Source organism: Peribacillus sp. R9-11 (genome assembly GCF_031345095.1).
Classification (GTDB): Bacteria; Bacillota; Bacilli; order Bacillales; family DSM-1321; genus Peribacillus; species Peribacillus butanolivorans.
Genome location: NZ_CP133763.1, coordinates 4,363,183 through 4,376,070, shown reverse-complemented (window position 1 = coordinate 4,376,070; position 12,888 = coordinate 4,363,183). Strand labels below are relative to the sequence as shown.

The window sequence follows — 12,888 nt, the reverse complement described above, 5'->3', positions numbered from 1 at the left end:
TCCAGCCAAAATAATGGTGATAAATGGTATGCTTTTTCTTTGGAGGGGATTTGTTGCTGATAAAGATTCAAATTTCGTTGGTGTTTAGTATAATAGCCCTATCATCTTATAGTTTGATCACTAGGAATGTAGACTACTCTTCATACACCTTATTTTTATTAGGAGCTTTTGTGTTGTTTGTGGGAATAGAAAAACTTCGGAATGACCGAAAAGTTCGAGGGTATGTTTGTATCTTAGTAGCTTTATTTGTCCTTTTAGTTTCTTTACAAGGTTTTAGTAACTAAGCGATGGTTAATCATTTAATTTCAGGTGGTGATATTATGAATTATATTGGTGATATATTATGGCAATTATTTTACCTCGCTCTTCTTGTACTTTTAGTCGTAATGGTTGTGAAGGTTTTCCGTTTCTTTATAAAACACATGACAAAAATGCATCATTTAGAAAATAAAGTAGATAAATTAAACGAACAGTTAAAAAAGAAGGATGATTAACGGCTCTATATCTGAGTCGTTTTTTTATATGCCTTTATGAGTCTTCTTCAATTCAATCCTGTAGCTTCGGAACTAGTCTTATGGAAGGGTGGGTGTTTTTCATTAATAGAGTATTAGTTAGTCTCGCAATAATCATATTTATATTAAATTTTTTCATATCACCTGTATTTTTTGGTGAAGAACCTAGTTCCAATGGTACGTTTATCGGATTAATTTTATTATGCATCTGTCTTATTAGCCTTATTGATGAAGTGAAGAAAAAATAATAATAGAATAGCAGAGCCGTGTTTATGCTCTCAAAAAAAGCCTGAGGATGTTTAAGAAAAGTCTTTTATTCCTTCCCAGATTGGGTATTATATATAAGTAACTTTTCTAGGGAGGCGAATGAATTGAAACGGACATGGGAATTTGTATTAAGTATTATTGGCGTGAGTATCGCTGCGATTTCATTAATCGTGACGATTATAGCAGCGGTTTATATCAACAGTATCGATGTAACAGAAATAGTAGACTACTCATTAATGACAGAGTCAGAGTTTTCAACGTCTGATATGGATATGTCAATCAAGTTTTTTATTGGCTTATTATGGGCTGGGATTATATCCTTGTTTATTACATTGGCTGGCGGCCTGATTGCTATCTTTCTAGTAAAAAGCGGCAAAGTGAAGGCAGCCGGAATCTTATTCATCATTACAGGCATTCTGACCATCTTTCATGTATGGCCCCTTATCTTCTTCATCGTGCCGGGTATCATGTGTCTGGTGCGGAAACCGAGTGAACCGGTAGATGTGATTGTATAATAGAATAGCCACATAGCGCCGAAAAGTCTAACCATAAGATAGGAAAAATTTTAACCATAATAAATACATATTCTTGTGATTGGAAAAGAAAGAAGCTGACTCGATTGAACTGTGCCCCATTTTACGGACAGTATAAAAAAGTGCCTAAGCGGCTAATAAGTGGTCCCGGTATTGTACCGGGGCCATTTTCTTTAGCCCCCATTGATAACGATGTTCATTATATTCTTCAATAACTCGATCAATTTCTTCCTTCACATCCGTTAAATTAGTACATGTTTTATATTCTGCCAAATCCTTAAAGTGGCCAAAGAAACTTTCCATTGGCGCATTATCCCAACAGTTTCCCTTGCGGGACATGGATTGGGTTATCCCAAGTTCCTTCACTTTGCGTTGAAATAGCGGATGGGTGTAATGGAACCCCTGGTCAGAATGAAGGATTGCACTCGGGTGGAACTCGTGACACACAGCCTGCTTTAGCTTATTTAAAGTCTCGTAAGCGATATCCATTTCTAATGAAGTAGATAAATGGTACGTAACGATTTCTTTTGTGGCGGCATCTTTTACGCAGGATAAATACGCTTTTTGGCCTTTCCCATAATAAAGATAGGTAATGTCAGTAAGCAGGACCTTCCCTGGCACCTCCTGATTGAATTCACGATTAAGGAGGTTTGGACAAGTAAGGTGCTCCTTGGTTGCCTTGGCCATCTTCCGATACGGGTTGGCCCTTCTGATTTTCGCTAGGAGATTATATTTTGTCATCAACCGTCTGATTTTCTTATGATTCATTACGGCCGAGTAGTCATTCTCCATAATCATTTTGATTTGGAGGGCGCCTACTTTTTCCTTTTTACTGATGAAGATATTTCTGATCAATTTTATGTCCAATTCATCCTGTTCTTCACGAAGCTCACGGTAAGGAGCTGCCTTTAACCAATCATAGTAGCCACTTCGACTTACACCAGCCAATTTGCATAGATAAGAAACAGCCTTCTTTAATTGGTGTATTCTGATCGTCCTTTCAATCAGATAGAACTTCTCAGCAGCAGTTAGAATCATTTCTTTTTCAGAGCCTGCCTTTCTAGCTCTTCCAGCTTTTTTAGGAAGTCATTTTCTGCTTCAAGGAATTTGATTCTCGCCTCGGCCTTCCTAAGTTGATCCTCTACAGACTGTGGCTTGGAAGTGGGGCGTCCTGTACTTCCTTTTCCACGGCGTTCCGTAAGGAAGCCTTCCTCACCAAACCTTTCAAAGGTACTACGCCAGCGCTGTAGACAACGTTTGGGTTGTTTCTTTCCAATTATTTCGAGATTAATTCCCTGGTCAATGAAAATTTGAGAGGGGGCTTTCCCCTTTTTATATTCCTTAACAGCTTTTGTCTTAAATTCAGGACTATAGGAAATAGATCGCTCGGAAGCACTAATGATATTTGGATTCTTTTCAAGTTCTTTAATCTGAAATTCAGTATATATATTCTTACTCATAGAAACCCTCCGTCCATACTCATTACATCTATTGAAACATAAAAAAACCCGGATAAGGGACACTTTTTTATGTGTGTCCGTTATCCGGGGTATAGTTCAGATAATGTGAGTCAGCTTCTTTTGTTCTAGGTAATAAACAAATTGTTTATCCTTTTTAGGAATTTGATTTCAAAAAACCAATTTTATTCCAGTAATCGTTACAATTACTAGATTATCATGTTAGAATTATTATAAATTTAAATATAAATAGACTGGAGTTTGATTCATGAAGTTACCTTTAGTAAAGGCTGGAATAGTAGCCTGTTTAACATTCAGTTTGTTCAATGGACAGGCTTTTGCAGCGTCTGAATTAACCAATGCCTGCTCATCATTTGGTGAGATTCAACCGAATGTAAATCCTTCCTATCCACAGATTAACTGCTTACTCACTAATGCAGCATTAAAAGCTGAAATCCCTCCTGAAGTGGTAAAGGCCGTGGCTACGCAGGAAAACGGGGATTGGAGGCAATTTAATGATGCTGGCAAGCCTATTAAATCCGACGATGGCGGTATCGGTCTTATGCAGCTTACCGATAAACGTGGGTATGACCAGAAAAAGTTGGAAAATGATATAGTTTATAATATTGAAGCTGGCGTCGAGGTCCTGAGCAGTATGTATTCAAGAAAAGATTTGCCGAAAATCAAAGGTGCAGGACGTAAAGTTATTGAAAATTGGTATTTCCCTGTCATGGCATACAATGGGACAAAACCTGTGAACAGTCCTCTTTACCAGGAAACTGGGAAAATAAATACGAATGCATATCAAGAAGAGGTTTTTGCTGAGATAGAAAAACAAAGTTATTTGAATGATACAAAACTAGCAAAATATCCATTCAGAACATCCGACTTTCAATATGATCGTGAAAGCACTGAAAATATCACCTTTAAAATGCTGGAATACACACTGGCCGATCAAACGCATGACTCTGCTTATTGGTTCAAGGCAGGAGACAAAGTGGTGACGACACTAGATGTGAGAATACGGAAAGAAGCAAATACTTCGTCAGGTTCCAATACCGTGCCAAACGGTACAAACTTGGTCATCAGCGGGGATTTTGTCTATGACAGTTCTAAGATTAATAAATTTGTCTGGTACCCCGTACAAACTGAAGATCAAAAGGTGAAGGGCTATGTTTCATCAGCTTACATTGCGAAGAAACAATCAAGTCCTGGTGTGCCAATTAAGGATACGGTTAAACCTGTCATTTCAGGTGCCGCCAGTAAATCCATTCCGTTCAACTCAACTTTTAACGCTAAATCGAGCGTAAAAGCTAAGGATGAATCTGATGGTGATTTAACAAGCGCCATACGTGTTGAAGGTACTGTAAATACTAAGAAAATTGGAACTTACAATTTAACATATACTGTAGCTGACAAAGCGGGAAATGTCGCAAAAGTTACTAGGAAAATAACAGTATATGATCATGTTAAGCCAGTGATTTCAGGTGCCGCAAATAAAACAATCAGACTTAATTCTTCATTTAATCCAAAAACAAACGTGAGTGCTAATGATAATGCAGACGGCAGTTTGACTAGTAAAATCAAGGTAACGGGTACGGTAAATACAAAGAAAAAAGGAACGTATACATTAAAGTATACAGTCACTGATCAATCAAAAAATGTTACGACAGTTACAAGAAAGATCACCATAGATAGCACCAAACCAGTCATTTCCGGCGCCAAGAGTAAAACCGTTGTCTATAACTCAGCTTTTAATTCTAAATCAGGAGTAACGGCGAAAGATAATTTGGATGGCAGTTTGACTAGTAAAATCAAGGTAACGGGTACGGTAAATACAAAGAAAAAAGGAACGTATACATTAAAGTATACAGTCACTGATCAATCGAAGAATGTTACAACTGTTACGAGAAAGATCACCATAGATAGCACCAAGCCAGTCATTTCCGGAGCCAAAGATAAAACCATTAGCTATAACTCGGAATTTAACCCTAAATCAGGGGTAACGGCGAAAGATAATTTGGATGGCAGTTTAACAAGTAAGATCAAAATCACAGGGACCGTAAATACCAAGAAAAAGGGTACCTATACATTGACTTATACGGTTACGGATAAGTCCAAAAACAAGGCATTAGTAAAAAGGAAAATCACAGTTAAATAGATAGAAAACAAGGGATTCCGGAATATTGGAATCCCTTTTTGCTTGAATGCGGATGCATGCTGGAATGTTTTCGGCAGAACAATGTAATTATAATAGTAGAAAGAGCTTAATAAATGAAGTTCTTGGTTGGTGTATATGAGCAAATATTGATTTAAATGTTATAATTGTAAATAGATGTAATATCGAAGTTGTCTGGGGGGAGATAGTGTAATGGGCAAAGAAGAGGATCATGTAAATTGGATGGATCAGATATTTCGGGACTATGAAAAGGACGGCGGTCTGAAGAATAATCCTGGCTTTGGAAAACCGCTTCCGAAGTCGGCATTATCGGGAAATATGTATGATAATTTCTTAACGAAGGCCAAAGACGCCGGTTTCCTTCCGCTTTGGATTAAATGGCAAAAAGAAATCCGGGGAGAGCTATCTGACGTGGTTCGATTAAAAAAAATGAATTCATCTGAATCAGAATTAACCAAACGAATTGAAGAAATTAATGAGAAAGTACGTACATATAATGGTATTTGTCCGACACAAATGCAACGTCGGGAAATCGAGTGGGGAAGCATCGAAGTTCAGTATGAAAAATGGAAGTGATAGATAAAGTGCAAAATGTGGGTATTTGTATGACGTGATTATGAATGGATTATGATATAATGACATGAATAAAAAACAGAGAGAGGGACTTCGTTTGGAAAAAAGAAAAGAAGTTTTTTCATGGATAAAAGCGATCGGGATTGCAGTCATTCTGGCCTTTCTAATTCGAACATATATTTTTGCACCTATTGTCGTAGATGGTGAGTCAATGATGCCAACACTACAAGACCACGAACGAATTGTACTTAATAAGTTTGGAACAAACATCGATAGTATTGACAGGTTTGATATTGTTGTTTTTCATGCAACGGTAGATAAAGATTATATAAAACGGGTTATCGGTCTGCCAGGTGACCATATAGAATATAAAGATGATACGCTTTATATTAATGGAAAAGCATATGAAGAACCCTACCTAGACAAATATAAGAATCAGATGGCAGGCGTGCCGCTGACCGATTCTTTCAAGCTCGAGGATATAACCGGCAGCATGACAGTGCCAGATGATCAGCTGTTCCTTATGGGGGACAATCGCCAAAATAGTTTGGATAGCCGTGAAATCGGCACGATTTCCGTCGACGAAATTGTCGGCAAAGCGAATCTAGTGTATTGGCCGATCAAGGAAATAAAAATTGTAAAATAAAAGGAAGCGGACTCGATTGTCGAGTCCGCTTTATTGTTGGAAAAACTTATATCGGTGAAGAGATGAACCGAATGTTCCCATTTTCATCTTGATGAATCGTTTTCCCAGGATCTACTTCGATTGTTAATGGGTGAATCTCTGCAGCCCGGTCTGAAAAGAACCAGCGCCGTCCCGGTTTGCTTAATAAAATGAACACACCATTGCTGCCCATGAAAGAAATGCCATTAGGATTCAAAGTGCCGTTATCCCGGGGGGGAATACCAAAGTCGATTAGTTGCTGGCCGATCGCATCGATTTTGGCAGTTGTTAAATTAATCTCACCAATGCTTAATAAAGAATCCATTGAGAAAGGCACTTCACTTTCTGGTGCAATTGAATGCCTGGCAATAAACTCTACAATATTGCCGGTCGGATCGGTGAAATATAGCGAGTGTGCATTGAGGTGGCTGAAGTAAACTTCATCATCGCCATCTTCCGTATTTAAAGAAGTCCGTGCTTTGATCCATTGCTTCGCTTCTTGAAATTGATTGGACGGGATATTGAAGGCAAAATGATAAAAGGGTTTACTTCCGTTTTTTGTTTCTGTAAAAGCCAATTCGCTTGCCCCTGCTTTTATAGTAAAGCCATGATGACTCTCGTCTAGCAATTTGGCATTTAGCAATTCGACATAAAATTTCTTCATTTCAGGAATGTCACTCGCAATAAGACTCACTTTTTTAATCAGCATATTTATCACCTTTCTTCATTCAGTTTCTATCATTGTAATTTAAATCTTCCTTAATAAACCAATTTGGAGTTTGTGTATTCTCTTTTTTTTCTTTTTTCATTAAAACCAACTTATATGGGTTAAATTAGGTTATCCTATTATAAAGAAGTAATCACGTTAACCAGGCCCGTATCAGAAATTGGATTACTTTATTAAAAGGGTGTCTGAGATGGAGTACTAGAGATGGACATGGTAAAAGATTTAATATCAAACTATGGTTATTTTGCGATATATGGACTGCTGGCCCTCGGAATTATTGGTTTGCCGGTACCTGATGAGTTTATGATGACTTTTGTCGGCTATTTGTCGTCCATTGCTGTTTTAAATGTCCAAGGGGCATTCCTCGTCAGTTTTCTTGGGTCGATTTCTGGAATGCTGGTCAGTTACTTTATTGGTAAAAAGGTAGGCAAGCCTTTTTTGAGAAAGCACGGCAAGTGGATTAAGATGACTCCGGCAAGGCTGGAAAGGCTGGAGAAATGGTTCAATAAATACGGTCCGTGGACCATTATTATTGCATATTTCATCCCAGGTGTTCGCCACTTCGCCAGTTATTTTTCTGGGATGAACGGGATGGGGAAACGAAAATATATTATTTTCGCAGGTGCAGGAGCTTTCAGCTGGTGTTTTGTATTTACAGCTTTTGGCTATTTTATTGGTGTCTTAACTTAAATTATTTGGGGGAGAACTGACTTCCTTAAGTGGGCCCGAGTTTTAAAATAATGAAACAAAACAACCCCGTTTTTGAATTTCAGAAACGGGGTTGTTTATTGTTAACTTTTATTATTGAGCAGAATATCCACCGTCGATAACTAGCTCAGCACCAGTAACGTATGAAGCTTCATCAGATGCTAGGTAAAGCACTGCATTTGCAATATCAGCTGGTTGACCTAAACGTTGTAATGGAGTCGCTTTAACCATTTGGTTTACAAGTTCTTTTGACTCTTCTAATTTTTGTGTCATTGGTGTTTCGATAATACCAGGGAATATGGCATTAACACGGACGCCCATGCGGCCATATTGTGTTGCAGCAGCCTTAGAAATAGCACGAACAGCACCTTTAGAAGCTGAATAAGCGTTTAAACCCATACCGATTTGAGCTGTAAAGGAAGAAATATTTACAACAGCGCCTTTTCCTTCTTCAACCATGTAAGGAACAACATGTTTCATACCAAGGAAAGGTCCAAATCCGTTAACACTTAACATTAGTTGCCAATCAGCCAATGTTGTATCATTAATTTGTTTTTCTGTTGAGATTCCAGCATTGTTGACTAGGATGTCAACTCTACCAAATTTCTCAATAACAGTATCCATCATTTTTTTCCAGCTTTCGTCAGAAGATACATCAAGAAGTGTACCATAGACATTATCTAGCTCGTTCACTTTTGCAACAGCTTTTTCATTGATGTCAGCAGCAATAACTTGAGCTCCTTCTTTTGTGAATAGGTCTACCATTTCTCTACCCATACCGGATGCTCCTCCAGTAATAAGTGCCACTTTATTAGTTAATCTTCCCATCATAATCACTCCTAATAGATTTTTAAAAGCTGGACAATATGACCACGCATAGTGCAAAAGTTGTATGATCAACGAGCAATACTATAACTCCTTTATGAATCCGTCAAGCATTTTATTTTTCCGTTTACACATTGCCTTTTTCTTGCTGGGAAAAAAGATGTTGTAAATCTGGGAAAGTTGATATATTTAAATAGACTTCCCACTCCCTGGTTCAAAAACAAAACATACAGGTATAGTTGAAAGCGTTGTCAATCTTTTAATATTCAAATTTTGATTCCGTAAATTGTCAATATACAAAAATAGCTTAACCGTTCTATTTGATAATACTCACCAGCAACCTTGTAGATCCTTTCGCACGTTATCATGGTCTTCGTTTGAGAAAAGCACTATATATTTCCTAGCAACTTTTGTTGATGAGTACCATATGTTCAATTCTAGTGATTAAAATCGAATACTGCAAACTTTTTGTACTTTCAATACAAAATTTTATAACATCATTCCATTTCTTGTTTTTCAGGCGTTTGAGAAGTCTTTTATGTAAAAAGGAGGTAATTTATTGATGAATCACAGAATGTATCTATCCTTGGCCATTCCTCTTACGATTTCGACAATGAGTACGCCTTTGCTTGGGGCGGTTGATACGGCTGTGGTTGGAAAGTTGAGTGATCCTGCTTATATCGGCGGGGTAGCTGTTGGAACCATTATTTTTAATACGATGTATTGGCTTTTTGGTTTTCTGCGAGTTAGTACATCTGCCTTCGCTGCACAAGCAGAGGGGGCTAGGGATGAGACACAAAGCCTGATGGCCTTGATTCGTCCTTTTATGATAGCGGCAATTATCGGTCTTCTTTTTATCGTAATTCAGAAGCCCATTTTAAATGTTTCCTTAGCTGCAATCACGCCGGAATCGGATGTTGCCGCCTTTGCATCTGACTATTTCAGTATTCGGATCTGGGGTGCGCCTTTTGCGTTAATGAACTATGTCATTCTAGGCTGGTTAATTGGAAAATCCCGCATAAAAACATCTCTGTTCATTCAAGTTTTCATGAACCTGATCAATATTGTCCTGTGCTTGCTTTTTGTAAATAGGTTTTCCTGGTCTGTATCAGGAGTCGCTACGGCTTCATTGATTTCAGAGATTGCAGCTTTCTTCGTTGGTTTGTTGGTGATTAGGAAGGTAGTTTCCATACCTGAAACCTTTTCTTTACGAGCGGGATTCGATTATACTTCCTTGAAAAAAATGATGGTGGTGAACAGGGATTTATTTATCAGGACAATTTGTTTGATTACGGTTTTTAATCTTTTCACGGCCAAAGGAGCCACTTTTGGGACAGAGACTTTGGCAGCCAATGCTGTACTCATTCAAATTCACTATCTGATGGCATATTGCTTTGATGGTTTTGCAAATGCATCGAGTCTTCTGATTGGGAAAGCCATTGGTTCGAGAGATGTACACCTTTATAAAAAAACGCTAGCTCTTTCAGCGCAATGGGGCCTGTATGCCTCTCTCATACTTGCTGTTTTATACTGGTTATTTAGCGATAAAATTATTCTGCTCTTCACGAATATCCCAGGAGTCATTGAACTGACCCATGTATACGGACTTTGGATAGTCATATTCCCATTCACAGCCTTTATCGGACTCATTTTCTATGGAGTGTTTACGGGTGCTACTGAAGCTGTTCCTGTACGGAACTCCATGCTTCTTGCGCTGCTGGCCTTTCTGTTTGTCCAGTTTTTGGCCGTCCCGCAACATGGCAATCATGGATTATGGCTTGCCTTTCTTATATTCAGTTTAGGTCGTTCCTTATTTTTAGCGTTATACATCCCGAGGTTAAACAGAAAAATAATGATTCTAATGGACGAAGAGAGTTTAGTGAAGACACCCTCTTATAATTGAGAGAGGGTGTTTTTTAGTTGCAACGGTCATTTTGACAGTAGTTTGACGTTGGTGATAAAACGGGAATACTTAAAAAAGGTATCAACGCTTGGCGAATCAGATAATAAAAGTGATAAAATAAAAAAATATATATAAAAGAGGAGTTGTCGTATTTTGAGTGAAATGAATTGGCGTGAAGAAGTTGAGAAACGGAAAATGGACATACTACTGGATACGCAAAATTTATTAAAAATAAAAAGCGTACTGGATGAAGAACATCCGACAGAAGAGGCTCCATTTGGTAAAGGGGTAAAGGAAGCGCTTGATTACATGCTTCAGTTAGCCGAAAAAGACGGTTTTACTGTGAAGAATGTCGATAATGTCGCCGGCCATATTGAAATGGGTGAAGGCGAGGAGTTGATCGGTATTTTATGTCATGTCGATGTTGTTCCTGAAGGAGATGGCTGGAGTTCGGATCCGTTTGGCGCTGAGATCCGTAATGGTCGTATTTATGCTCGTGGGGCAATTGATGATAAAGGGCCGACGATGGCTGCCTATCATGCAATGAAGCTTGTCAGGGAGATTGGTAAGCCTTTGAACAAACGTGTGCGGATGATTATCGGAACGGATGAGGAATCAAACTGGCGCTGTGTTGGCCGTTATTTTGAAGTGGAAGAAATGCCTTCGATGGGCTTTGCGCCAGATGCTGACTTCCCAATCATCAGTGCGGAAAAGGGAATCTGGGATTTCTCAGTTATACATCCAGCCGATGCAGGCAATGGAACGAACTCCGAAGTGAATGTTATTGAATTTTCATCAGGCCGAAGAACGAATATGGTACCAGATTTCGCAACGGCTACAGTGGAAGCTGTAAATCCCGCTGAAGTTGTGACAAACTATCAAAATTATCTTCAAAAATATTCGTTGAAGGGGCAAGCCGTACCACAAAAAAATCAAGTGCTTCTAGAACTGAACGGCGTTTCAGCTCATGCAATGGAGCCGAAAAATGGAGTCAATGCAGGTATGTATCTAGCTGTATTTTTAGCAGACCTAACACTTGATCCGCATGCGAAATCCTACTTTACTTTCATTAAGAATTATTTGTTTGAAGATTCCCGTGGAAATAATTTAGGTGTGGCTTACACAGATGAGCAAACAGGTGAATTGACGGTTAATGCCGGAGTATTCAACTATTCCAAACAGGGTGACAGTTCCATTGGCTTCAGTATGCGCTACCCGGTAACATTTGAATGGGAACAGCAAAAAGCGGCATTAGAAGAAAGACTTGCAGCATATAATTTGCGTGTGGAGTCTAATTCGCATTCAACGCCTCACTATGTGAACAGCGAAAGTTTCCTGATTAAGACGCTGCAGCAAGTGTATGAAGCAGAGACCGGTGATAAAGCAGAACTCCTTTCAATTGGCGGTGGCACTTATGCCCGTTCATTGAAGGAAGGCGTCGCATTCGGGCCTCTATTCCCAGGCAGTGAAGATATTGCGCATCAAAAGGATGAATATATTGTTATTGAAGATATGCTTAAGGCAACAGCGATTTATGCACGTGCCATTCATGAATTAGCTAAATAAGAGGCTGAGAGGGAGAAAGAAAGACATGGGAAAAATCATTTATAACGGCGAACTTAAAACAAGGTCGGACGTAAAGGTTGATATTGAGGACCGAGGTTATCAATTTGGTGACGGGATATATGAAGTCATTCGAGTTTATAACGGCGAAGTATTTGCGAGTAATATGCATGTAAACCGTCTAATGGACAGTGCAAAAATGATTCAGCTGAAGGTCCCTTTTACTGTAGCGGAAATCGAAGCTCGAGTTAAAGAACTAATCGCTGAAGATAAACTACGGAACGGGATTGTCTACATGCAATTGACGAGGGGAGTGTGCTCGCGCACTCACGCTTTTCCAATTAATGAGGTGGAGCCGGTCTTTGTCGCCTATACGAAAGAAATGCCCTATACAGGAAAAGTGAAGCCTGGGGTCAAGGCCGTGACGACCGACGACATCCGCTGGTTGCGCTGTAATATTAAAAGCTTGAATCTACTAGGTAACATATTGGCTAAGCAACAAGCAGTGGAAGCTAGCTGTGACGAAGCAATTCAGCATCGTGATGGGACGGTAACGGAAGGAAGTTCATCTAACGTCGCTATCATGGTGAATGGGACATTGAAAACGCATCCGGCCACCAACTTGATTCTGAATGGGATTACTCGTCAGGTGATGCTAAAACTATGCGCCGATAATGATATTCCCTATGTCGAAGAAGCCTTCACAGTCGAGGAAATGATGGCAGCTGATGAGGTCCTCTACACGAGTACAAGTGTAGAAGTGACACCGATTATTAACATCGATGGACAATCGATTGCTAATGGAGAACCAGGACCGATTACCAAAAGTCTGCAAAAACTGTTTTCTGAAGAAATTGAGAGACAATGCGGTGCCGTTTAAAGAGAATTAATAAGTGCCCCCCTGCCACGCGGCAAGGGGGTTTTACATTTCACGTTTTTATATCCCCATTCGTTTTCCTCTTATTCGTTATCGGAAT

General features: G+C 39.1%; 13 protein-coding genes. 10 read left to right on the top strand and 3 right to left on the bottom strand.

Annotated features, from left to right (window positions below; translation table 11 throughout):
• Positions 1–23 precede the first annotated feature (23 nt).
• The 3 genes from RE409_RS30760 (at position 24) to RE409_RS21260 (ending at position 1,294) form a co-directional block, all read left to right on the top strand.
• Complete coding sequence (locus RE409_RS30760) at positions 24–284, top strand: DUF3953 domain-containing protein (protein WP_397443376.1); 261 nt, start codon at positions 24–26, stop codon at positions 282–284.
• Between the two features lie 36 nt (positions 285–320).
• Complete coding sequence (locus RE409_RS21265) at positions 321–494, top strand: hypothetical protein (protein ID WP_201186257.1); 174 nt, start codon at positions 321–323, stop codon at positions 492–494.
• Between the two features lie 389 nt (positions 495–883).
• Entirely contained in the window at positions 884–1,294 is a 411-nt protein-coding gene (locus RE409_RS21260; protein WP_201250552.1) for a DUF4064 domain-containing protein, read from the top strand.
• Positions 1,295–1,438: 144 nt separating this feature from the next.
• Here RE409_RS21260 and RE409_RS21255 read toward each other — a convergent pair.
• A protein-coding gene (locus tag RE409_RS21255; RefSeq protein WP_201221481.1) for an IS3 family transposase occupies positions 1,439–2,772 on the bottom strand; the annotation gives its coding sequence in 2 pieces (ribosomal slippage) (positions 1,439–2,400 and positions 2,400–2,772; 1,335 coding nt in all).
• Between the two features lie 265 nt (positions 2,773–3,037).
• On the opposite strand from RE409_RS21255, the gene RE409_RS21250 reads away from it, so the two are divergent.
• The 3 genes from RE409_RS21250 (at position 3,038) to lepB (ending at position 6,167) form a co-directional block, all read left to right on the top strand.
• Complete coding sequence (locus tag RE409_RS21250; RefSeq protein WP_309558020.1) at positions 3,038–4,930, top strand: immunoglobulin-like domain-containing protein; 1,893 nt, start codon at positions 3,038–3,040, stop codon at positions 4,928–4,930.
• 210 nt (positions 4,931–5,140) lie between these two features.
• Positions 5,141–5,524, top strand: a complete 384-nt coding sequence (locus RE409_RS21245; protein WP_309558019.1) for a DnaJ family domain-containing protein — start codon at positions 5,141–5,143, stop codon at positions 5,522–5,524.
• A 64-nt stretch (positions 5,525–5,588) separates the two neighbouring features.
• Entirely contained in the window at positions 5,589–6,167 is a 579-nt protein-coding gene (gene lepB, locus RE409_RS21240; RefSeq protein WP_098175739.1) for a signal peptidase I, read from the top strand.
• Positions 6,168–6,213: 46 nt separating this feature from the next.
• On the opposite strand, the gene RE409_RS21235 is transcribed toward lepB, so the two are convergent.
• Positions 6,214–6,894, bottom strand: coding sequence for a VOC family protein (locus RE409_RS21235; RefSeq protein ID WP_309558017.1), 681 nt, complete (start codon positions 6,892–6,894; stop codon positions 6,214–6,216).
• 222 nt (positions 6,895–7,116) lie between these two features.
• Between RE409_RS21235 and RE409_RS21230 the strand changes: the two genes are divergently transcribed.
• Positions 7,117–7,602 (top strand): DedA family protein, encoded by a 486-nt coding sequence (locus RE409_RS21230; RefSeq protein WP_201186249.1) that lies wholly within the window; start codon positions 7,117–7,119, stop codon positions 7,600–7,602.
• Positions 7,603–7,713: 111 nt separating this feature from the next.
• Here the strand turns inward: RE409_RS21230 and RE409_RS21225 are convergent, their stop codons facing one another.
• The gene (locus RE409_RS21225) at positions 7,714–8,448 is read right to left on the bottom strand and encodes an SDR family NAD(P)-dependent oxidoreductase (protein WP_053347355.1); all 735 of its coding nucleotides are present in this window, start codon (positions 8,446–8,448) and stop codon (positions 7,714–7,716) included.
• A 559-nt stretch (positions 8,449–9,007) separates the two neighbouring features.
• Between RE409_RS21225 and RE409_RS21220 the strand changes: the two genes are divergently transcribed.
• From RE409_RS21220 to dat, 3 genes are all read left to right on the top strand, one after another.
• Positions 9,008–10,348: an MATE family efflux transporter gene (locus tag RE409_RS21220; protein ID WP_201250554.1), complete on the top strand. Its 1,341-nt coding sequence runs from the start codon at positions 9,008–9,010 to the stop codon at positions 10,346–10,348.
• Positions 10,349–10,501: 153 nt separating this feature from the next.
• Positions 10,502–11,914, top strand: a complete 1,413-nt coding sequence (gene pepV / locus RE409_RS21215) for a dipeptidase PepV (protein ID WP_201186244.1) — start codon at positions 10,502–10,504, stop codon at positions 11,912–11,914.
• A 25-nt stretch (positions 11,915–11,939) separates the two neighbouring features.
• Positions 11,940–12,791 (top strand): D-amino-acid transaminase, encoded by an 852-nt coding sequence (gene dat / locus RE409_RS21210; protein ID WP_201186241.1) that lies wholly within the window; start codon positions 11,940–11,942, stop codon positions 12,789–12,791.
• Positions 12,792–12,888 lie beyond the last annotated feature (97 nt).